This is a genomic window from Stenotrophomonas sp. 2694, from assembly GCF_040548715.1.
GTDB classification, from domain to species: Bacteria; Pseudomonadota; Gammaproteobacteria; order Xanthomonadales; family Xanthomonadaceae; genus Stenotrophomonas; species Stenotrophomonas indicatrix.
Genome location: NZ_JBEPSG010000007.1, coordinates 92838 through 112525, shown reverse-complemented (window position 1 = coordinate 112525; position 19688 = coordinate 92838). Strand labels below are relative to the sequence as shown.

27 protein-coding genes and 1 tRNA gene are annotated in these 19688 nt (G+C 66.4%); 15 read left to right on the top strand and 13 right to left on the bottom strand.

Annotation, left to right across the window (positions count from 1 at the left end; all coding sequences use genetic code 11):
- Positions 1 to 44 precede the first annotated feature (44 nt).
- Complete coding sequence (locus ABIA73_RS10885; RefSeq protein WP_223484682.1) at positions 45 to 287, top strand: hypothetical protein; 243 nt, start codon at positions 45 to 47, stop codon at positions 285 to 287.
- Positions 288 to 446: 159 nt separating this feature from the next.
- Here ABIA73_RS10885 and ABIA73_RS10880 read toward each other — a convergent pair whose 3' ends face one another.
- Positions 447 to 1133: a hypothetical protein gene (locus tag ABIA73_RS10880; protein WP_354275769.1), complete on the bottom strand. Its 687-nt coding sequence runs from the start codon at positions 1131 to 1133 to the stop codon at positions 447 to 449.
- A gap of 103 nt (positions 1134 to 1236) precedes the next feature.
- Here ABIA73_RS10880 and ABIA73_RS10875 point away from each other — a divergent pair, with 103 nt between their 5' ends.
- Entirely contained in the window at positions 1237 to 1464 is a 228-nt protein-coding gene (locus ABIA73_RS10875; protein ID WP_354275768.1) for a hypothetical protein, read from the top strand.
- On the opposite strand, the gene ABIA73_RS10870 is transcribed toward ABIA73_RS10875, so the two are convergent.
- The gene (locus tag ABIA73_RS10870; RefSeq protein ID WP_354275767.1) at positions 1457 to 1930 is read right to left on the bottom strand and encodes a hypothetical protein; all 474 of its coding nucleotides are present in this window, start codon (positions 1928 to 1930) and stop codon (positions 1457 to 1459) included. The genes ABIA73_RS10875 and ABIA73_RS10870 overlap by 8 nt on opposite strands.
- Before the next feature lie 61 nt (positions 1931 to 1991).
- On the opposite strand from ABIA73_RS10870, the gene ABIA73_RS10865 reads away from it, so the two are divergent.
- From ABIA73_RS10865 to ABIA73_RS10840, 6 genes are read left to right on the top strand one after another with little or no spacing between them, the layout of a single operon-like run.
- On the top strand, positions 1992 to 2360 hold the full coding sequence (locus tag ABIA73_RS10865) for a hypothetical protein (RefSeq protein ID WP_354275766.1): 369 nt from the start codon (positions 1992 to 1994) through the stop codon (positions 2358 to 2360).
- A 30-nt stretch (positions 2361 to 2390) separates the two neighbouring features.
- Positions 2391 to 2894, top strand: a complete 504-nt coding sequence (locus tag ABIA73_RS10860; protein WP_354275765.1) for a hypothetical protein — start codon at positions 2391 to 2393, stop codon at positions 2892 to 2894.
- Positions 2891 to 3199: a hypothetical protein gene (locus ABIA73_RS10855; RefSeq protein WP_354275764.1), complete on the top strand. Its 309-nt coding sequence runs from the start codon at positions 2891 to 2893 to the stop codon at positions 3197 to 3199. Before ABIA73_RS10860 ends, ABIA73_RS10855 begins: the two co-directional genes overlap by 4 nt.
- Positions 3200 to 3231: 32 nt before the next feature.
- Positions 3232 to 3783: a hypothetical protein gene (locus ABIA73_RS10850; RefSeq protein WP_354275763.1), complete on the top strand. Its 552-nt coding sequence runs from the start codon at positions 3232 to 3234 to the stop codon at positions 3781 to 3783.
- The gene (locus ABIA73_RS10845; RefSeq protein ID WP_354275762.1) at positions 3780 to 4091 is read left to right on the top strand and encodes a hypothetical protein; all 312 of its coding nucleotides are present in this window, start codon (positions 3780 to 3782) and stop codon (positions 4089 to 4091) included. The genes ABIA73_RS10850 and ABIA73_RS10845 overlap by 4 nt, the downstream gene beginning before the upstream one ends.
- Positions 4078 to 4293: a helix-turn-helix transcriptional regulator gene (locus tag ABIA73_RS10840; protein ID WP_354275761.1), complete on the top strand. Its 216-nt coding sequence runs from the start codon at positions 4078 to 4080 to the stop codon at positions 4291 to 4293. Before ABIA73_RS10845 ends, ABIA73_RS10840 begins: the two co-directional genes overlap by 14 nt.
- Positions 4294 to 4358: 65 nt before the next feature.
- On the opposite strand, the gene ABIA73_RS10835 is transcribed toward ABIA73_RS10840, so the two are convergent.
- Both ABIA73_RS10835 and ABIA73_RS10830 read right to left on the bottom strand, forming a co-directional pair.
- A tRNA-Ser gene (locus ABIA73_RS10835) sits at positions 4359 to 4448 on the bottom strand.
- 85 nt (positions 4449 to 4533) lie between these two features.
- The gene (locus ABIA73_RS10830) at positions 4534 to 5526 is read right to left on the bottom strand and encodes a LysR family transcriptional regulator (RefSeq protein WP_025878750.1); all 993 of its coding nucleotides are present in this window, start codon (positions 5524 to 5526) and stop codon (positions 4534 to 4536) included.
- A gap of 122 nt (positions 5527 to 5648) precedes the next feature.
- Here ABIA73_RS10830 and ABIA73_RS10825 point away from each other — a divergent pair, with 122 nt between their 5' ends.
- Entirely contained in the window at positions 5649 to 6236 is a 588-nt protein-coding gene (locus tag ABIA73_RS10825) for an FMN-dependent NADH-azoreductase (RefSeq protein WP_354275760.1), read from the top strand.
- A gap of 130 nt (positions 6237 to 6366) precedes the next feature.
- Positions 6367 to 6717, top strand: coding sequence for an SH3 domain-containing protein (locus ABIA73_RS10820; protein WP_263929216.1), 351 nt, complete (start codon positions 6367 to 6369; stop codon positions 6715 to 6717).
- 242 nt (positions 6718 to 6959) lie between these two features.
- Here ABIA73_RS10820 and serS read toward each other — a convergent pair whose 3' ends face one another.
- On the bottom strand, positions 6960 to 8240 hold the full coding sequence (serS, locus tag ABIA73_RS10815) for a serine--tRNA ligase (RefSeq protein WP_354275759.1): 1281 nt from the start codon (positions 8238 to 8240) through the stop codon (positions 6960 to 6962).
- A 113-nt stretch (positions 8241 to 8353) separates the two neighbouring features.
- On the opposite strand from serS, the gene ABIA73_RS10810 reads away from it, so the two are divergent.
- Both ABIA73_RS10810 and ABIA73_RS10805 read left to right on the top strand, forming a co-directional pair.
- A complete protein-coding gene (locus ABIA73_RS10810) occupies positions 8354 to 8998 on the top strand; it encodes an energy transducer TonB (RefSeq protein ID WP_025878754.1) in 645 nt (214 codons plus the stop codon).
- A gap of 118 nt (positions 8999 to 9116) precedes the next feature.
- A complete protein-coding gene (locus tag ABIA73_RS10805) occupies positions 9117 to 9686 on the top strand; it encodes an energy transducer TonB (RefSeq protein ID WP_309910126.1) in 570 nt (189 codons plus the stop codon).
- A 112-nt stretch (positions 9687 to 9798) separates the two neighbouring features.
- Here the strand turns inward: ABIA73_RS10805 and aroA are convergent, their stop codons facing one another.
- From aroA to ABIA73_RS10785, 4 genes are all read right to left on the bottom strand, one after another.
- Entirely contained in the window at positions 9799 to 11106 is a 1308-nt protein-coding gene (gene aroA / locus ABIA73_RS10800) for a 3-phosphoshikimate 1-carboxyvinyltransferase (protein WP_088100318.1), read from the bottom strand.
- A 74-nt stretch (positions 11107 to 11180) separates the two neighbouring features.
- Entirely contained in the window at positions 11181 to 12371 is a 1191-nt protein-coding gene (gene pheA / locus ABIA73_RS10795) for a prephenate dehydratase (RefSeq protein ID WP_354275758.1), read from the bottom strand.
- Positions 12372 to 12422: 51 nt separating this feature from the next.
- A complete protein-coding gene (serC, locus tag ABIA73_RS10790; RefSeq protein WP_354275757.1) occupies positions 12423 to 13508 on the bottom strand; it encodes a 3-phosphoserine/phosphohydroxythreonine transaminase in 1086 nt (361 codons plus the stop codon).
- Between the two features lie 235 nt (positions 13509 to 13743).
- Entirely contained in the window at positions 13744 to 14553 is an 810-nt protein-coding gene (locus tag ABIA73_RS10785; protein ID WP_025876986.1) for an FHA domain-containing protein, read from the bottom strand.
- A 125-nt stretch (positions 14554 to 14678) separates the two neighbouring features.
- On the opposite strand from ABIA73_RS10785, the gene ABIA73_RS10780 reads away from it, so the two are divergent.
- The 3 genes from ABIA73_RS10780 to ABIA73_RS10770 all read left to right on the top strand — a co-directional run bounded on the left by ABIA73_RS10780 (position 14679) and on the right by ABIA73_RS10770 (position 16782).
- On the top strand, positions 14679 to 14954 hold the full coding sequence (locus ABIA73_RS10780; protein ID WP_025876985.1) for a polyhydroxyalkanoic acid system family protein: 276 nt from the start codon (positions 14679 to 14681) through the stop codon (positions 14952 to 14954).
- A gap of 81 nt (positions 14955 to 15035) precedes the next feature.
- The gene (locus tag ABIA73_RS10775) at positions 15036 to 15527 is read left to right on the top strand and encodes a phasin family protein (protein ID WP_025876984.1); all 492 of its coding nucleotides are present in this window, start codon (positions 15036 to 15038) and stop codon (positions 15525 to 15527) included.
- 238 nt (positions 15528 to 15765) lie between these two features.
- Positions 15766 to 16782: a restriction endonuclease gene (locus ABIA73_RS10770; RefSeq protein WP_025876983.1), complete on the top strand. Its 1017-nt coding sequence runs from the start codon at positions 15766 to 15768 to the stop codon at positions 16780 to 16782.
- Between the two features lie 46 nt (positions 16783 to 16828).
- On the opposite strand, the gene ABIA73_RS10765 is transcribed toward ABIA73_RS10770, so the two are convergent.
- From ABIA73_RS10765 to ABIA73_RS10750, 4 genes are all read right to left on the bottom strand, one after another.
- Positions 16829 to 17221 carry a type II toxin-antitoxin system HicB family antitoxin gene (locus ABIA73_RS10765; protein ID WP_025876982.1) on the bottom strand — a complete coding sequence of 131 codons (393 nt, stop codon included), beginning with the start codon at positions 17219 to 17221 and terminating at the stop codon, positions 16829 to 16831.
- Between the two features lie 9 nt (positions 17222 to 17230).
- Positions 17231 to 17413, bottom strand: a complete 183-nt coding sequence (locus tag ABIA73_RS10760) for a type II toxin-antitoxin system HicA family toxin (protein WP_080278327.1) — start codon at positions 17411 to 17413, stop codon at positions 17231 to 17233.
- A gap of 86 nt (positions 17414 to 17499) precedes the next feature.
- The gene (gene hutC / locus ABIA73_RS10755; protein ID WP_099842959.1) at positions 17500 to 18228 is read right to left on the bottom strand and encodes a histidine utilization transcriptional repressor HutC; all 729 of its coding nucleotides are present in this window, start codon (positions 18226 to 18228) and stop codon (positions 17500 to 17502) included.
- Between the two features lie 28 nt (positions 18229 to 18256).
- Positions 18257 to 19627 carry a formimidoylglutamate deiminase gene (locus ABIA73_RS10750; RefSeq protein WP_354275756.1) on the bottom strand — a complete coding sequence of 457 codons (1371 nt, stop codon included), beginning with the start codon at positions 19625 to 19627 and terminating at the stop codon, positions 18257 to 18259.
- Between the last annotated feature and the right edge of the window lie 61 nt (positions 19628 to 19688).

Below are 19688 nucleotides of genomic sequence, written 5' to 3'. Positions count from 1 at the left end.
GGCCCAGCACCGGCCGAACCCACCACCGAACAGGACGCCGAGTAATGCGCCACCTGGCCCTGCCCTTCTACTGCGCCGTAATCGTCTTGCTGCTGCTGGCACTGCTGGCGCGCGCCATCTACACCGGCGCCGCCTCGTTCGTCCTGCCGTGCGCTGCAGGCATCGCCTACTTCGCCTGGTGCGGCGTACGCGACCTGGTCCGGAACTGGCCAGCCTTCCGCGAGGAAATGCGGCAGCGCGCGGCAGAGCGACAGCGCGCGCCGATGCCCGCAGACGACACCCACTGATCCCCTGCCCTGCGCTCTCCCCCTGTAGCGCAGGGAGCCCGCGCCGGCCGGGTTCCACCAGCCGGCAACTCATCCCAGGAGTCCAGCGTGCGTAACCAGCTTGACGTCTTCGATCACGACCCAGCACGCGTGGCAGCGCTGAACCGCTCAACTGCTGGGCTAGTCGATTTTGAGAAGCGCAGCCTCGTCAATCGCTCGGTCGTCGAGTACGGCTGCATCAGCAGCAGCGCGATCGACAAGGTCCTTGATGTTGTCAAACCCCTCCGCCAATCCTTCTGTCTTCTCCTTAGCCAACACCGGACCGTCATTGGCGCTGGGTTCCCAGTGAGCCAAGGAATACGCCCCAAATTCGCGTTGAATAGAGGAAACGTCTCCCGCGAGCCGCGCCAGCCTCATGCCGGTTTTTGGGGGCACTGCGTGCAATCTGGAAATGACGGAGAAGAGCTTGTTCGTCGTTATTTCACCAGCCCTCTCGGCCAACTGCGCACGAATTGGGGAATGAGAAACGAACCGGTCTTTAGAAAAGGTCGCAGCATTGAGAAGGCTTTGTATCGCTCCAACCCTCACCCGAATTTGTGCGAGTTCTCCGCTCAGAAAGCAAAGAAGCACCTGTTCCTCTCTTTCTCGTTCGGCAGCCAACTGCACATTGAGTCGCTTTCGCTCCTCGATTCCATTTGTCAGCCCAACCTGAGCAACGGCGTTGGCTTTCTTACCCAGCAGGAACACCGCAAAGGCGGCAAGCGCGGCGACGCCGACGCTAGCAATAGCAACTGCGACTCCCAACACGGCTACCACTACGGCCCATGCATCCCACCAAATGACGCAGTCACCAACACCGGGCTCCATGCATGGGCTGATTCCATTCCACAACTGCTCCCAACTACCCATTTCCCAATCCCCCTGTGGACTGGACGGCATTCTGCCATGACCCGGCAGCCGGAGGCGTGCCGTGCGTAACCAGCTCGACATTTTCAAAGACGACCCGGTCCGCATGGCCAAAGCAAACCGCGAAGCCGCCGTCCACGCGCTGCACGACAGGCAGTTCACCGAAAGCGAGCGCCAGGAGCGCGCGGCCTACTACACCCGAGAGGCAGAGCGCTGGGAATTCAGCGCCGCCCTCGGTGGGCAGTCAATTAACGCTGGAATAACTGGGGTACACGCCGATGCTGCTACCTGACGAACTTTCCTTCGGCATCCACGCCCGGAATGTCAGCCAGCCCCCGCCGGGCCAGCTCAACTGCTTCCTGCAACGTCTGGTCGTCCCGGCGGACCATCGTGACCAAGACGTTATCGGTGACGTCCCCGTTTCGATCCACCGCCTCGATGTAACCGTCGTAACCAAGGGGCTGACCGGCTCGTTCCTTGGCCACTACGCGCAGCACGGGGCCGCCTTGGGCCGTACCGCGCCGCAATCCATCGGCGATTTTCTCTATCGCTGCGGACGTGCCCTGGAGACGTGCTTCCGAAAGCAATCCAACTACCGGAAATCCCCGGCCCACATGCACGACTGTCGATGTCGGCAGTGCCACCTCAAAAACGCTTACAGACCAATAGGCGCCTCGTCCATCCACGTGGACGGTCGCAACCGCACCGTCTTGGGCAACAAGGAACACCTCTCCGTAACCCTCGTTCGATCGCTTCATGCGTTGGCTGCCTTGTTAAGTCCCAGCGGAGCTTATCACCGCACTTCCACGGAGATTCGATGTGATTGTGAAACAACTGTGCGGGAGTGCTTCTTTGCCGCAAGCCCAACTGCAGATCCTTCGCCATGCCCTGGGAGTCGGCGACGGTGGCATGGAGCGAAGCTATCGCAACCACTTCGTCACGGACCCAGGCGGAGCCGGTCACCGGCGCTGCATGGCGCTCGTCTCGCGCGGGTTCATGGTTCAGCGCGCGGGCAACGCGATCACCGGCGGCAGCGACCTGTTCAACGTCACCCAGGCCGGCCGGGCGGCGGTGCAGGAGCACACCCCGCTGCCGCCGAAACTGACCAGGTCGCAGCAGTGCTACCGGCAGTTCCTGCGCTACGACGGTGGCGTGACGTTTGGTGAGTATCTGCGGGGCTGGCGATGAAGGCGATCACCAACAACACGGCGGTGCGCCATGGCTGACCAGCTGCTCACCGCTTCAATGGACCACCGCGACGTCGGCTGGCAGCTCGCCAGCATGTCCGGGGTCGATATCGACTCAATCGCTCCCCAGGACGCTCGTCTGTGGGAAGCCCGAGGCCAGGCGCTTCAGGCACTCGCTGCCGGCGACATGGACGCAGCACTGCGGACCATGGGCATGGTGTCCCCGCGAATCATGGACCGGGATGAAGCGCGGTCGATCGCATCGGAGGCGGTGGCGGTACGCATTGCCGCCGGGTGGACGCGCGACATGCTGGTCAGCAGCACCGAGAGCGGCCGCGCGCCGTGTGGTCGCGGCTACTACCTGTTCTGCTCCGGGGCCATCGCGGTCTGCTACTTCCCGATGATCTGCATCACCGACATGAACGGCCGGGGCTATCACTTCGATATCCCCCGTGACCTGCTCAACGAACGAGAGCCCAGCCCCTACGCAATCTGTCGCCCGGTCGTCCCGCAGCAGCTGGAGATGTTCCGATGATCGACTTGGACGCGGCATACGTGCCTGACGCCGATGAGGACGAGTACGACCGCCGGCGCCTGCCCGGTGCCTACTCCCAAACCGTCCATCACATCCGGGAGCTTCGCAAAGAGCGAGATGCTTTGCTACTGCGTGGCCACGCCGGGGACAGATTCAGGGCCGCCCAGCTGTCGTGGTTCATCAGGAACAACGAGAACTATGCCGGCCGCCTCCTGCAGCGAATGGAACAACTCGGAGCCAGCGCTGCACACGCACTGCTCACCCCGCCGCCGGCGCTGCCGGCCCAACTGGACCTGTTCGCATGACCGCTACATCGTTCCCCAGCAGCCCCACCGCAGTGGTCGACGCCACCAAGGCATCGTCTCCGGTCGCCGCGGTGGTTGCCGCCATGCGTCGGATCGATCCGGCTGGTGGCCCTGTTGCCGCCGACCAGGTCCGCGCCTGGGCCGACACACTGATGGCCGAGCTTTACTCGGCTCACGTGGCACGCTGGGAGTACCGCCACGCGGACGACTTCGCGCCGGGCTGCTGGGCCGAAGCGAACGCCGAACAGGTCTACTACGGCCCGCAACGTGGCTTGGTCATCCGCGCTCTGTTCGAAAAGCCGCGCGTGCCGCAGCCGGAGAAGGAGCACGTGTTCCAGAACCGCATCTGCACCAAGTGCGGCGATCCCGAAGACTGGGCCGGCCCTGACTGCATGCCGCCGGCTCCGCCGGTAGATCCGCGCAGCCGGCTTTCGTTCGACCCGCGCTGGATGCTGCAGCCGCTGCAGTGGCTGCGTGATGCACCGCCACACCTCAACCATTACGACAGGCGTCACAGGTCCAGACAGGCGGCTTTCCTGCTGGAAAAGCTGGAAGCCCACATTACGGAGTGCGAAAAGCCATGACTCAGAAGCAGATCAGCCATCCCGAAGGCCTGCCCAACTGCGCTGCCGGCCACCGCGCGCGCCACATCCAAGACGAGCGGCGAGCGAGCGCCGGGGGGGGCCACCTGGTCGAATGCTGCTGCAGGTCGACCAGCAAGAAGACGGATGCCGATGCAGCGTTGGCTGAGTGGCGTCGGATCAACAGGCCGGCCCGGAGCCCGCGTGCTGCGCCGATCGCGCCCGGCAAGGTTGTGCAGTTCAAGCTGAGCTTGGCCGAGCAATCACAAAAACCGCAGCGCGCGACGGGAGGCAGACATGGGCGCGGCTGAAAAGCTGGAAGAGTTGCTGTCACTGGACCGCGTGCGGCAGACCACTGGCATGGGCACCACCTTCATATACGGCGAGATCAAGGCCGGCCGCTTTCCGCGATCAATCCGCATCGGAAGGCGCGCACTGTGGATACAATCCGAGGTGCAAGGCTGGGTTCGGCAGCAGATCGCCCTGAATCGGCCTGCGCAGGTGGATGGGTAGGCGGGCGGGTAGCAATAGCTGAGGCAAAGAAAAAGCCCCTATTTCTAGGGGCTTTTCGAAAATTCTGGCGGAGAGAGTGGGATTCGAACCCACGGAAGGTTTGACCCTTCGCCGGTTTTCAAGACCGGTGCCTTAAACCGCTCGGCCATCTCTCCGTATCGGCCCAGCCTGCTGGCCGGGCACGCATTCTCGCACGGCCGGGCGATTTGCCCAAGACCGTTGTTCCGTCGGGGCGGCGCCTCAGCCCGCGTCCACCGCCAACGCACCCAGCGCACTGGCCTTGATACGCTCCTTGGCCTTCTCGCAGGCGCCACCGCAATCCAGGCGCGAGGCCTCCAGCTGCGGCGGCAGGTGTTCGGCCAGGAAGTCGATGAATACCCGCACCGCCGGCAGCAGGCCGCGACGCGAGGCGAACACGGCATGGCACACGCCCTGCGGCAGCGACCAGTCCGGCAACACCACTTCCAACTCGCCATTGCGCACGGCATCGGCGCAGACAGTTTCCGGCAGCATGGTGATGCCGAAGCCGTCCTTCACCATGCTCTGCAGCAGCGGGAAGTCGAAACCGGCCACGCGCGGCTGCAGGTCCACCCGGCGCACGGCGCCTTCGGGTCCGTGCAGTTCCCAGCGCTGGCGCGCTTCGTCTTCGCTGATGCTGAGGGTTACGTGGTTGGCCAGCTCTTCCGGGTCCTTCGGGCGACCGGCGCGGTCCAGGTACTTCGGGCTGGCCACCAGCAGTTCCTGCACCTGGCCGAAGCTGCGCATCACCAAGCTGCCGTCGTCATCCAGCCGCGAGCGCACGCGCAGGGCCACGTCGTAGCCTTCGTTGATGATGTCCACGCGGCGGTTGCTGATGTTCAGCTGCAGCCGCACCTTCGGGTACTGCTCGAGGAACTTGGGCAGCAGCTTGGGCAGCTGCATCTGCGCCAGCGACACCGGCACGCTGGCGCGTACCAGGCCGCGAGGCTCGGCGCTTAGGCGGTCCACCACCTCGCGCGCGGCCTGCGCCTCGGCCAGCATGGTCTGGGCGTGGCGGTGCACGCTGGTACCGACGTCGGTAACGGCGAAGCGGCGCGTGGAGCGCTGCAGCAGGCGCACGCCCAGGTCGGTTTCCAGCTGGCTGATACGGCGGCTCAGGCGCGACTTGGGGATGCCCAGTGCGCGCTCGGCGGCGGCGAAACCGCCGTGGTCGACCACCATCGCGAAGTAGTACAGATCATTCAGGTCATGCATACCCGAGTTCCATTGATAGAACAATACGTGGCATTCAACCACCTTTATCCCGCCGATGCAACAACCTATCGTTCTCTCCGTCGGCGGCAAGCCCGCCACCTCTCCCGAACATAGGTACTGCCATGAAGCTTCTGCACATCGACGCCAGCGTGCTTGGCGACAACTCCGTCTCCCGCCACCTGACCGCCGCCGTGGTGGCCCAGTTCAAGCAGCAGATCGACGGCCTGCAGGTTGATTATCGCGATCTTGACGCCAATCCGGTACCGCATCTGCGCAGCGGCTCGCTGGCCAAGACCGACCCGGCCGAGGCCGCTGATGCTGAACAGGTGCTCAAGCAGTTCCTGGCCGCAGACATCGTGGTGATCGGTGCGCCGATGTACAACTTCAGCGTGCCCTCCACCCTGAAGGCCTGGATCGACCGCGTGGCGGTGGCCGGGCGCACGTTCAAGTACACCGAGAACGGCCCGGTGGGCCTGGCCGGTGGCAAGCGGGTGATCGTGGTCAGCAGCCGTGGCGGTATCTACACCGATTCGCCGGCGGACTTCCAGGAGCCCTTCCTGCGCCAGACGTTTGCCTTCTGGGGCATCAACGACATCGAGTTCGTGCGTGCCGAGGGCATCGCCTATTCGCCGCAGCACCGCGAAGACGCCATTGCCGGTGCACTGGCAGCGCTGCCGTCGCATGAGCCGGCGGAAGTGGCAGCGGCGTAACGCGTTCCAGCGTTCGGCGCCTCTCTCCCTCGTCTGGGCGCTGAACGCGGGCCGGGATTCCCTCCCCCATCCCGGCCCACCCTGGCGGTCCTGCTTTTGCGGGGCCGCTTTTTTTTGCCACCATGGGGCGATGGACTACATCGTGATGGCTGCGCACCGCAGCGAATTTCCGCACCCGATCACCCTGCACCGTGGGCAGGCGCTGGTGGTGGGCGATCGTTATGAGGGGCCCGAGGGTTGGGAAGACTGGTTTCTGTGCGAGGCCGAGGGACAGCAGCCGGGGTTCGTGCCGGCGCCGGTGATCGGTCGCGATGCGCAGGGTGGCGCGTTTGCCACGGAGGATTACTGCGCACGGGAGCTGGATGTGGACCCGGGGCAGCCGTTGCGCGGCGTGCGCACGCTCAATGGCTGGGCGTGGTGTGTGCCGGCGGCTGGCGACGCCGGTTGGGTACCGCTGGAGAAGCTGCGCGTAGCAGGTTGATGGATTGCGTCATCCACGCATGGCGTGGATCTACTGCAAAGCCCTAAGCCCCCAGCGCCTGGATGCAGCATCGCGCCGTCGGTAGATCCACGCCATGCGTGGATGCCGCACCGCCTCAGTAGATCCACGCCATGCGTGGATGCCGCACCGCCTCAGTAGATCCACGCCATGCGTGGATGCGGTGCCGACATGGCCGGCACCCATCAGAAGGCCGCCGGGCATGGCCCGGCGCTACCGGCTGATCAGCCGATGGTTTCGATGCCGCCCATGTACGGGCGCAGGGCTTCAGGCAGGGTGATGCTGCCGTCGGCGTTCTGGTAGTTCTCCATCACCGCGATCATCGCGCGGCCGACGGCCACGCCCGAGCCGTTCAGGGTGTGCGCCAGCTCCGGCTTGCCGGTGGCCGGGTTGCGCCAGCGGGCCTGCATGCGGCGGGCCTGGAAGTCACCACAGTTCGAGCACGAGGAAATCTCGCGGTAGGTCTCCTGCGACGGCAGCCAGACTTCCAGGTCGTAGGTCTTGATGGCCGAGAAGCCCATGTCGCCGGTGCACAGCAGCACCTTGCGGTACGGCAGGCCCAGCTTCTCCAGCACCACTTCGGCGCAGCGGGTCATGCGCTGGTGTTCGGCGTCGCTGTCTTCCGGGCGGCAGATCGAAACCAGCTCGACCTTCTCGAACTGATGCTGGCGGATCATGCCGCGCACGTCGCGGCCACCGCTGCCGGCTTCGGAACGGAAGCACAGCGAATGAGCGGTCATGCGCAGCGGCAGGCGCTCGGCATCGAGGATCTCGTCGCGGGCGATGTTGGTCAGCGAGATTTCCGAGGTCGAGATGAGGTAACGCTTCTGCTCACCCAGCTGGGTGATGAACATGTCCTCTTCGAACTTGGGCAGCTGGCCGGTGCCGTACAGGCTGTCGGCGTTGACGATCACCGGCACGTTGGTTTCCTGGTACTCGTGCTCGCCGCTGTGCAGGTCGAGCATGAACTGGGCCAGGGCGCGATGCAGGCGGGCGATCGGGCCACGCAGCACGGTGAAGCGCGAACCGGACAGCTTGGCGGCGGTCTCGCCGTCCAGCCACTTGTTGCGGGCGCCGAGCTCAACGTGGTCCAGCACCTTGAAGTCGAACTGGCGCGGGGTGCCCCAGCGCGACTGCTCGACGTTCTCGCTTTCATCGGCACCGGCCGGCACGTCATCAGCGGGAATGTTCGGGATGCCCATGGAGATCGTGTCGATCTTCTCGCGCAGCTCGTCCAGGGCCACTTCCGAAGCCTTCAGCTCGTCGGCAAACGCGGCGACCTCGGCCATGATGGCCGAAACGTCTTCGCCCTTGGCCTTGGCCTGGCCGATGGCCTTGGAACGGCTGTTGCGCAGGCTCTGCAGCTCCTGGGTACGCACCTGGATGCGCTTGCGATCGGCCTCCAGTGACTCCAGGGCAGACACGTCGAGCTCGAAGCCGCGGCTGGTGCGCAGGCGTTCGGCGAGGTCGGCGGGCTGGTGGCGGAGCAGGGCTGGATCAAGCATGGCAGGCGTCGTGGTGGGTAACAGGAACGGGATTATCGCCTGTTATACGGAATTCTGCCGCCCGGTTCATTCCGGCCGTGGCAGAATCGAGGTATTCCGTACTGGTCTGGTCCATGTCTGCTCCCCGTCCGTCGCCTGCCAAGTCGTTCACCGTGCATATCCCGCGCAACGCCCTGAAGATCGCCGGCATCGCCTTCGGCGTGGGCATCCTGCTGTTCGTGCTGGTCTGGCTGACCGGACGCGACAAGGAATTCTTCCGTGCCGACCCGGCCGCGCAGACGCCGCAGGAAACCGCCCAGGTGGAACCGCTGCCCGAACCACTGGCCGCGGCGGCCGGTTCCAGCGACATGCCAGACGCCAAGCCGGCCCCGGTGCCGGACGAGGAAGATGCGCCGAAGCTGGTGGAAACCGCCCCGCCCCCGCCACCGGCCACGGTTGAACCCGCTCCGGCCGCGCCGGGTACTGCGGCACCGGCAACCGCCAATGCGCAGCCGATGCCGATTGCCGGCCAGTCGCCGCCGCCGGCCTACCCGGCCGCCGCCCTGCGACGCGGTGAAGCGGGCAGCGTGGTGGTGCGGGTGGAGGTGGACGCCACCGGCTACCCGAACAACGTGACGGTGATCCAGCGCAGCGGTTCGCGCGAGCTGGACCGTGCAGCGACGGACGCGGTGCGTCGCTGGCGCTTCAGCCCGGCAGTCAGCAATGGCCAGCCGGTACCCGGCAGCATTGAAGTGCCGTTCGACTTCAAGCCGCAGTAACTGAACGCTTCCCCGCAGAAAAGCTGAACCTTGCAGGTTGCGTTGACGCAATGCTGACACGCTTCGACGCCGCCTCGGGCAACACTCTGGGCGTCGTTACTGACGTGAGGAGTTTGCGATGACTGCCACCACCCACGAGAACCTTCATTCGCCGCAACTGCAGCAGGATGGCGCGCTCGAGCCGCGCTCGACCTCCCCTTGGCTGTGGCTGGCCTTGATCGTGGCGATGTTCGCCGCGGCACTGGTCTGGCTGCGTTTCTCCAGCCATGACGACGTTGCGCCTGCACCGGTAAGCGAGCGCATGCTGCCGGCCACGGAAACGCCGGTTGCCGCCACGCCCGCCCCGGCTGCGCGACAGGCCGTGCCCGCGCAGAGCGAGCGCAAGGCAGCCCCGGCCGTACGCAACCGTGAGGCGCGTCCGCTGGCGAGCAACAGCAAGCCCAGCTATCCGGCCGTCGCGCTGCGCAGTGGCGTGCAGGGCAGCGTGGTTGCCAGCTTGAACGTGGATACGCGTGGCAACGTGACCGACGCTGCGATCGTGTCGCGCAGTGGTGAGCGCAGCCGCGACCTGGACCGTGCCGTGCTGAACACCGTGCAGGGTTGGAAGTTCGAGCCGGCCATGCACCAGGGCCGTGCGGTGGCGAGCGTGGTACGCGTGCCGGTGGATTTCCGTACCGAACAGCGTTGATCGCCGGCTGACGCCTGAAATGAAAACGGAGGCCTCGGCCTCCGTTTTTTTTGCGCGCGCGTTGGGATTCCGCCGGGCATGGCCCGGCGCGCGCAGCGGCGCCGGGACTACCTCAGGCCAGGTTGAAGCCGGCGCTGCGAGCCAGTCCGTCGAAATCCGGGAAGGACGTTGCGACGTTGGCGATGTCGTTGATGCGCACTTCGCCGTGGCTGATCTGGCCGGCAATGGCGAAGGCCATCGCGATGCGATGATCACCGTGGCTTTCAATGGTGCCACTGCCCAGCGATACGCCGCCGTGCAGGGTGGCGCCATCTTCGGTTTCGTCCACTTGCATGCCCAGCGCGCGCAGGCCGGTCGCCATCGCGGCCAGGCGATCGGATTCCTTCACCCGCAGTTCGGCGGCGCCGGTCACCACGGTCTGGCCTTCGGCGGCAGCAGCGGCCACGAACAATGCCGGGAACTCGTCGATCATGTCCGGCACCAGCTCCTCGGGAATGCGCGCACCCTTCAGCGGCGCGTAGCGCACCAGCAGATCGGCCACCGGTTCGCCACCCTGCTCTGCCGGGTTCTGTTCGGTGATGTCCGCGCCCATCAGGCGCAGCGCGTGCAGCAGGCCGGTACGGCGCGGATTGAGGCCGACCTGCTTCAGGCGCAGTTCGGAGCCGGGAATGATGCTGGCCGCGACCAGGAAGAACGCGGCCGAGGAGAAGTCGGCCGGCACCACGATATCGGTCGCGCGCAGGCGCTGGCCACCACGCAGGCGGGCCTTGCCCGGCGAGAACGCGATGTCCACGCCGAACGCGGACAGCATGCGCTCGGTGTAGTCGCGGGTCGGGTGCGGCTCAGTGACGCTGGTTTCGCCGTGCGCGTACAGGCCGGCCAGCAGCACGGCGGACTTGATCTGCGCACTGGCCACGGGCGAGGCAAAGTCGATGCCGTGCAGCGTCTGCCCGCCATGCACGTGCAGCGGCGGCGTGCCGTCTTCCTCGGTGTCGATCTTCGCGCCCATCTGCGACAGCGGACCGGTGACGCGGCGCATCGGACGGCCGGACAACGATTCGTCGCCGACCAGCGTGCAGTCGAATGCCTGACCGGCCAGCAGGCCGGCCAGCAGGCGCATGCCGGTGCCGGCATTGCCACAGTCGAGCGGTGCGCTGGGTGCCTGCAGGCCATCGATGCCGACGCCGTGCACGACGCGCTGCGACGCACTGGGGGTTTCGATGCGCACGCCCAGCTGGCTGAAGATGCGCGCGGTGGCGCGGGTATCTTCGCCTTCCAGGAAGCCTTCGATATGCGAGGTGCCATCGGCCAGCGCGGCGAACATCACCGAGCGGTGCGAGACCGACTTGTCGCCGGGAATGGTCAGGCTGCCCTGCAGGGGCTGGCCCTTGCGGGCGATCCAGTGCTGCGCGTTGCTCATCGTTGAATGGTTCCGTAAACGCCGGCTCGCCGGCGGTGCATCAGGGGCGGCGGCCGCAGCCGCCGCAGCAGGGATCAGGGCACGGCTACCGGATAGGAGCCAAGCACCTTGATCTGCGCCGAGTGCGCTTCCAGTTCGTCCAGTGCGGCCTGCATCGGCGCATCGTCGATGTGACCGGCCAGGTCGATGAAGAAGCCGTATTCCCACTTGCCGTGGTGCGAGGGACGCGACTCGATGCGGTTCATGCTGATGCCATGGCGCGCGAACGGGCTGAGCACATCGAACAGCGCGCCGGGCTTGTCATGGATGAACACCAGCACCGAGGTACGGTCATGGCCGGAGGTCGGGAAGATGTTGCGCCCCACCACCAGGAAACGGGTGGTGTTGTCGGCATCGTTCTGGATCGGCTTGGTGACGACCTTCTTCAGGCCGTACACATGGCCGGCGCTCTCGCCGCCAATGGCCGCTGCATCGTCGGCGTTGCGCGCACGGCGCGCGCCTTCGGCGTTGCTGGCCACCGGGATCTTCTCGGCCTTGGGCAGGTTGGCGCGCATCCATGCCGAGGTCTGCATGAACGATTGCGGATGGCCGTAGACACGCTCGATGTCCTCGATGCGGCCACTGCGCGACATCAGGTACTGCTGCACGCGCAGTTCCACTTCGCCGCAGATCTTCAGGTTGGAGGTAAGGAACATGTCCAGGGTGATCTGGATGGTGCCCTGCCCCGAGTTTTCCACCGGCACCACGCCGAAATCGGCGTTGCCCGCTTCCACTTCCTGGAACACTTCTTCGATGCTGGCCATCGGCAGGCCCAGCGCCGAGCGGCCGAAGTGCTTGAGCACGGCCTGCTGGCTGAAGGTACCTTCCGGACCGAGGTAGCCGATCTTCAACGGCTCCTGCTGGGCCAGGCAGGCCGACATGATTTCGCGGTAGACGTGCACCAGCAGCTCATCGCTGAGCGGGCCTTCGTTGCGATCCACCACCATGCGCAGCACCTGCGCCTCGCGCTCGGGGCGGTAGTAGTCGACGGCAGCGGCGAGCTTGCCCTTGGCCTTGCCGACCTGGTGGGCGAACTGTGCGCGTTCGGCGATCAGGCTCTGGATGTCACGGTCGATCTGGTCGATCTTCGAACGCACATCGGCCAATGCCAGTGGCGCCAGGGTCGGCACCGCGGTTGCCTTCGACTTGCCCTTGGGCTTGGAAGTGGCGCTGTCCTTGGCCGGCTCGGCCTTCTTCGACGCCTTCTTGCTGGGTTTGCTTGCCATCGGAATTCCTTGTTGCGGGGCGCGCACCCGACGATGCGCGCCGTTCATTGCTCAGCCGTGACGCTGCTGGAAATCGGCCATGAAGGCGACCAGCGCCTCCGCCCCGGCCAGCGGCATGGCGTTGTAAAGCGAGGCGCGGATGCCACCGACCACCTTGTGACCCTTCAGCGCCAGCAGGCCGGCGGCCTTGGCATCGGCGACGAAACGGGCATCGAGGTCGGTGTTGGGCAGGAAGAACGGGATGTTCATCCGCGAGCGCGCCGAATGGGCGACCTCGTTGCGATAGAAGCCGCCGGAGGCATCAATGGCGCCGTACACCAGCGCGGCCTTGGCGGCGTTGCGCTTGGCGAACTCGACCACGCCACCTTCGGCCAGCATCCACTTGAACACCAGACCGGCCAGGTACCAGTTCCAGGTGGGCGGGGTGTTGAGCATGGAATCGCGGGCGACGTGCGAGCGGTAATCGAAGATGTCCGCGCGTGGCTGGCCACTACGCTCCAGCAGGTCGCGACGGATGATCATCACCGCGATGCCGACCGGGCCCAGGTTCTTCTGCGCACCGGCATAGATGACACCGTAGCGGCGCACGTCCAGCGGCTCGCTGGCGATGGACGAACTGAAGTCGGCCACCAGCGGCACGTTGCCGGTCTCGGGCACATCACGGAACTCGACGCCGTGGATGGTCTCGTTGGCAGTGATGTGCACGTACGCGGCGTCGGGAGAGAGCTGCCAACCGGCGCGCTCGGGCAGCTGGCGATACCCTTCGGCCTCGCTGCTGGCGGCGATGTTGACGTCCACATAGGGGCTGGCCTGCTTGACTGCGGTCTTGCCCCAGTGGCCGGTGACCACGTAGTCGGCACGCTGGCCGGGGCTGGCGAAGTTGAGCGGGATCAACGCCTGCTGGGTGGTGGCACCACCGGGCAGGAACAGCACCGCATAGTCCGCGGGAATGTCGAGCAGGCGACGCAGGTCGGCCTCGGCCTCGGCGGCCACGGACATGAACTCCGGACCGCGATGGCTCATTTCCACGATGGAGGCACCGCTACCGTGCCAGTCCAGCATTTCCGCCTGCGCCTGGCGCAGGACCGATTCCGGCAGCGTTGCAGGGCCGGCACTGAAGTTGAACGCGCGCGTCATGGCACACCTGTGGGGCAAGACCCCTAGTATGCCGCACTGCACCAGCCTTGCGGCCTTGTGGCGCAAGGGAAATTTGGTTGCATCCGTATCCATTGCCGCGGCGGCACTGGTAGTGCCGGCCGCTGGCCGGCAACTGCAATCACCTTGGTTCACCGAGGTTGCCGGCCAGCGGCCGGCACTACCCAAAGCGGATTGGTCCGGGCGGTAGCGCCGGGCCATGCCCGGCGGAACGAATTCAGCGCGCGCCGAACCAGAGCAGCAGGCTGAGCACGGCTGCCAGCAGCAACGCACTGCCCAGCAGCCACGGCCAGCGCCGCACCCGACGCGGAGCGACCGGCACCACCGGTGCCTGTTCGGCTTCGTCGCTGCCTTCGTCATCGGCCAGTGGCGGTCGCCGGCGCGGGTCATGCGGCACTTCCAGCACGAACCGGTGCTGGCCGTCGAACACGACCTGGTCGCCGGCCTGCAGCCAGCAGTGGCGTACGGCAACGCCGTTGACCCGGGTGCCATCGGCACTGCCCAGGTCGCGCAGCAGTACCCGCTCGCCATGGACTTCCACCCGCGCGTGCTGTTCGGCGAAGGCGGGTTCATCGATCTCGATGTCGACATCGCTGCCACGGCCGATCACTCGCGCGCGCGACAGGGGGTAGCTGCGGCCGTGGTGCAGGCCGCCCACACCGCGCAGCAGGCGCTGCTCGTCACCGCTGCCTTCGACGCTGGCTGCCGGCGCCGGTGCCTGCAGCAGGGTGTCGACCTCGCCCTGCAGGACCATTTCCACGCCGTCGACGTAGACCGCGTCGCCCGCCCTCAGCAGGGCCATGCGCCGCACCGGGCGACCATTCACATGGATGCCACGGATACCGTTGCCGACCTGCAGCCAGAGGCCGCGGTCGTCCATGCAGAACTGCGCAAGCAGCAGCGCGCCGTTGCCGGCATCACCGAGGCGCACGCTGCCGTTTGCCTGGCGCACGATGCGCTGCACCCCGGGCCGCAGCGGCTGGTCGGGCTGTTGTTGTTGACTGAAGTGAACTAGCAGGTTCTGCACGCGGCGCAGACTAGCAGGTTGGCCGCCCACGAAGAAGAACCTGCGATGAGCGCTTGGCGTGGGCGCCGTCGATGCGCACAATGCTCGCCCTCTCAATTGATCCCCGCCCTGCGCCAGGAGCCTGCATGTCCACCATCGATGTCCGCCACGCCCACACCCTGCCCGACACCCAGGCACGTGAAGCGATCGAGCAGGTTGCCGCCAAGCTGGGCGAACGCTTCGGCCTGAAGTCGTCGTGGGCCGCCGACGTGCTGAATTTCTCCGGCAGTGGCGTGGACGGTGCGATCGAACTGCAGCCGGGCGCGGTGCGGGTCACGGCCAAGCTGGGCTTCCTGCTGTCGGCGATGAAGGGAATGGTGGAAAGCGAGATCCAGCGCGTGTTGAAGGAAAAGCTGGGCTGAACCTGCGCTGCGGCCATCACGGCCCAGCAACGGCGCGCCGCGCTACTCTCGGGGATAGGCCCAACTCCCACGGGGAATGCAATGAACCGTTACGAGAATGACGATCGCCGCGACGACGATGCCGGCTTCGGCGACCAGGCAGAGCGCTTTTCGCGCAAGCTGAGCGATTCGGCACAGCAGGTCTGGCTGGCTGGTTTGGGCGCCCTGGGGCGCGCGCAGGCAGAGGGAGGCCGGTTCTTCGATGGCCTGGTGAAGGAAGGCGAAGCCTGGGAAGCCCGCCGCCGTGAACGCAGCGGCGAGCAGGAACCGGGCTGGCGCGACAACGTCGAGCACTCGCTGGACGAAGCCCGCGAGAAGGCGTCCGGAACCTGGGACAAGGTCAACAAGGCCTTCGATGACCAGGTGCAGGGCGTACTCAAGCGACTGCACGTGCCGACCGCCGATCAGGTGACCGCGCTGGAAGCCCGCATCGATGCCCTGACCGCACGCCTGGCCAAGCTCGAACACCGTGCCTCCACCGACGTGGATGCTCCCTCGCCGGGCAGCCACCAGTCGCCGGGCAGCACGCCCTGAACCGCCTTTGTTGCAACGCAATAAATTTTCGTTGACAATCGCGTAGAACCCGCCAATCGCTTCGGCTGCCGTTTGTTCCCTCCCCTCACGGCTTCAGGATTGGCGGGTTTTTTCGTGTCTGGCGCGTGCGGATCTGCGGGCTGCATCACGGTTGTTGTCGGGAACACCCTGACGCAATCAACCGGTCGGCCCTTTACACTGTGGGCTTCCGTTTTCGCCCCTTCCGTCGTCGCCCTGCATGCTTCCCTGGATTCTGGCCCTGCTGTCGGCCCTGCTTACCTGCACCCTGGCCACCGTGTACCTGTGGTGGTTCAAGCGTCGACGTACCGAAATGCAACTGGGCCTGCAGGCCCTGGCGGGCATGCACTGGCGTGAGTTTTCCACGCTGATCAAGCGCATGCTGCGCGAGCAGCGCGGCCTGCGTGAACTACAGGATCCGAGCGAGGAAAGCCGCGAGCCGAGCAGCGATTTCCTGCTCAGCGATGGACCGAACACCTGGCGGGTGTCGTGCAAGCACGGCCTGGCCTATCGCATCGGCACCGCTGCGGTGAACGAACTGGGTGCTGCCGCGCGACTGGCAGGCGCCAAGGGCGGCATGCTGATCACCGAAGGCCGGGTTGAACGCGATGGCCTGGGCGCGGCGGAAAAGCAGGCAGTGGAAGTAATCGATGGTCCGCGCCTGTGGCCACTACTGCAGCCCTACCTGCCGGCCGATGTTGAGACCCGCGTGCGCGCGATCGCCCGCCATGAGGCGCTGCGCCGCATCGCCATTGCCGCACTGGCCTCAGTGACGCTGGGCCTGCTGGTCGGACTTGGCCTGCAGGGCCTGCGCCCGGAACAGGCGGACTCGGTCCCAGCACCGGCCGTTGCACCTGTAGCGCCGCCGGCTGCACGTCCTGTGCCGACGCCCGCCGCGCCGGAAAGCGCCGCGAATGCGCCCGCTCCCATGGTCGCCGCAGCCGCGGCGCAGAATGGCGACGACACGCGCAGCAATCCCAACCCGGACGCTGCCACGCTGGACCGCTACCAGGCCGAACTGGCCCGCGCGCTGGCGGGGCAATCCGGTATCGCCAGCGGCGTCTGGCTGACCCGGCAGACGCTGGCCATCAACCGCACCGGTGAACTGGAAACGGTGTGGCCACGCGTGTGCCAGGAAGTGCTGCGCTACCCCGCCCTGCGCAACGTGCGCGTGCAGCTCAACGCCCGCCCCGGTGTGGATGAGCCGGTGCGCTGGCGGCAGTGCGCGACGTATTGATGGGCTGCCGGGTGTAGCGCCGGGGGCGTGCCCGGTCGCCGTATCGTCAGCCCCGTGACGCCAGGTGCGCGATGTAACTGGAGCGCGACTCGCCGGCCGCCTTGGCCTGCGCATCCAGGCGAGCAAGGATACGGCGCGGCAAGCTGATGTTGACGCGCTCAATGGTGTCATCCAGCAACGAAGGGTCGATGCAGATGTAAGCGAGGATCCATCCTGCTGCATCTCCGGCCTCGGCTACCACCTTCTGTGGCGATGAAGGGCGTGGAATCGAGCGGCCGGCATCCAGCGCGGCATCGATCCATGCCAGTGCCGCCTCTTCGGCAGACGTCAATGCATCGTCGAGTGTGTCGGCAGCCGAGAAGCAGCCAGGCAGGTCCGGCACGATCACGCTCCACGCGGTGCGTTCATCACCGGCCTCGATCAAGACTGGATATCGCATGAGGGCCTCCTACGTCAGTCCCGCAAGCTTCCGCAGTGCCTGCACCAACCCTCTTCCCAGATCCTTTTTGGGATGAGGAACGGTGATGATGTGAGGCCGGTACGGATGCACGAATACATGATGGGATCCGCGGATCCGGTTGCAGTACCAGCCCGCCGCTTCCAGCTCCCGGATGAGGTCCCTGCTTTTCATGCAGGAACCATACACATCGTACACACGCACCGACAGAGCGCAAGACGACAGAGCCTGCAACGCCACGGCGAATGGGATGTCCGCCCCTATCGCGCCCCAGGCGCGAAACGGGCGACCAGATCCCAAGCATCGCCCAGGAACATCTGGCGCACGCGGGTGATCGGCTGTTCGCCGCGCCAGGTCAGGCGCTCGATCACCAGGCAGGCGGTACCGGGCTTCACGTCCAGCAGCCTGGCGGTGGACGCATCGGCGCCCCAGGCGCTGATGCGGTGCTGGGCGCGCGTCCACGACACGTTCTGCAGCAGCCAGCTGCCCGGTGCGGTGGTGCTGAAATCCACCTCCAGCACCTCGGGCACGCCGACCGGGCTGATCAGGCGATGCTCCAGCGCCAGCGGCCGGCCATCGGCCAGATGCAGGCAGCGCATCGCCAGCAACTGCTCACTGCCGGCCAGTTCCACTTCGCCGGCATTGGCTGCCTCGGCCAGGCGCAGTTCACGCTGCAGCAGCCGGTAGCCGTACTGATGTCCGCGCGATCCGACCTCCATTGCGATATCAGGGATCTCCAGCGCCACCTGCTCCAGATGCGGTGGCTGCCGAGCCACGAAGGAGCCCGCTCGGCGGCGGCGCTCGATCATGCCGCTCTCGGCCAGCGCGGTCAGCACCTTGTTCACCGTCATCCGCGAGCACCCGTACTGCTCCATCAGTTCGTGCTCGTACGGGATACGGAAGCCCGGCGCCCACTCTCCGCTGAGGATGCGGCTTTCCAGGTCGCTGCGGATGCGCTGGTTGAGCGTGGCGGACTTGCTGGCCTTCACGTGGTGGAGTCTCGATGGTGGGAGGCGATCAGCCCAGCACGCCACGCAGGGCAGCGGCGAAGGCGCTGGTGATGGCCTCGCGCTGCAGGTGGCGGCCCTCGGCCACGCACTGGCGGCCATGGCGCCAGACCGATCGCAGCGCGCCATTACGTGCGGCGAACACCCAGCTGTCAAGCCATGCGTCACCGTGTCGCGCCTGCAACGCGGGGTGCGCGGCGTCCAGTTCAACCATGTCTGCGCTGGCACCTATCTGCAGGTCGGCGGCCACACCCAGCGCCTGGGCACCGCCCTGCAGCGCACCCTCGAACAGGAAGCGCCCGGTGCTGCGGCCGGCATCCGGGGCCAACACGTTGCGACCCCGCAGGGTCAGGCGCTGGCCGTATTCCAGCAGGCGCAACTCTTCTGCGGCATCGATCAGCACGTTGGAATCGGAGCCCACGCCGAAGCGCCCGCCCTCGCGCGCGAAGGCCTGCATCGGGAACAGGCCGTCGCCCAGGTTGGCCTCGGTGATCGGGCACAGCCCGGCCACGGCCTTGCTGGCGACCATCTGCTCGCGCTCGTCGTCGGTGATGTGGGTGGCGTGCACCAGGCACCAGCGCGCATCGACCGGGGCATGCTCGTACAGCCACTGCACCGGTCGCCGGCCACTCCACGCCAGGCAGGCCTCGACCTCGCGCACCTGCTCGGCAATATGGATGTGTATCGGGCCATCGGTCAGCGGCAGCAGTGCGCTCAGCTCCTCGCCCGTCACCGCGCGCAGGCTGTGCGGGGCGATGCCGAGCACCGCATCGGGCAGCGTGGCCAGCGCGGTGCGGGCGCCATCAAGCAGCTGCGCGAACCCGTCTACGTCATGGATGAGGCGGCGCTGTGCCGGGTTCGGCGGCGCCCCACCGAAATCGGCGTGGGCGTAGAACACCGGCAGCAGGGTCAGGCCGATGCCGGTCTGCGCGGCTGCAGCCGCAATCTGCGCGCTCATCTCGGCGCGATCGGCGTAGGGGCGGCCATCGGCGTCGTGGTGCAGGTAGTGGAATTCGCCGACGCGGGTGAAGCCGCTTTCCAGCATTTCCATGTAGGCCTGGGCGGCGATGGCCTGCACTGCGTCCGGGCGCAGATGTGCCAGGAAGCGGTACATCAGTTCACGCCAACTCCAGAAACTGTCGCCGTCGCCGCCACCGATCTCGGTCAGGCCGGCCATGCCGCGCTGGAAGGCGTGGCTGTGCAGGTTCGGCAGGCCCGGCACCAGGATGCCCACGCGGGTATCACCCTGCTGCGCAGCCTGCCCACGCGTGACCGCGGCGATGCGCCCGTCCTGCACCTGCAGGCGGACGTCGGCGGCCCAGCCGTCGTCCAGCAGGGCGTGGGCGGCATGGAAGGAGTGCGCGGAACGCGAATCGGACATGGCTGGACAACCCGAATTGGACGCCTATATTGTATAGACATATAAGCACAGCTGCGTTGTG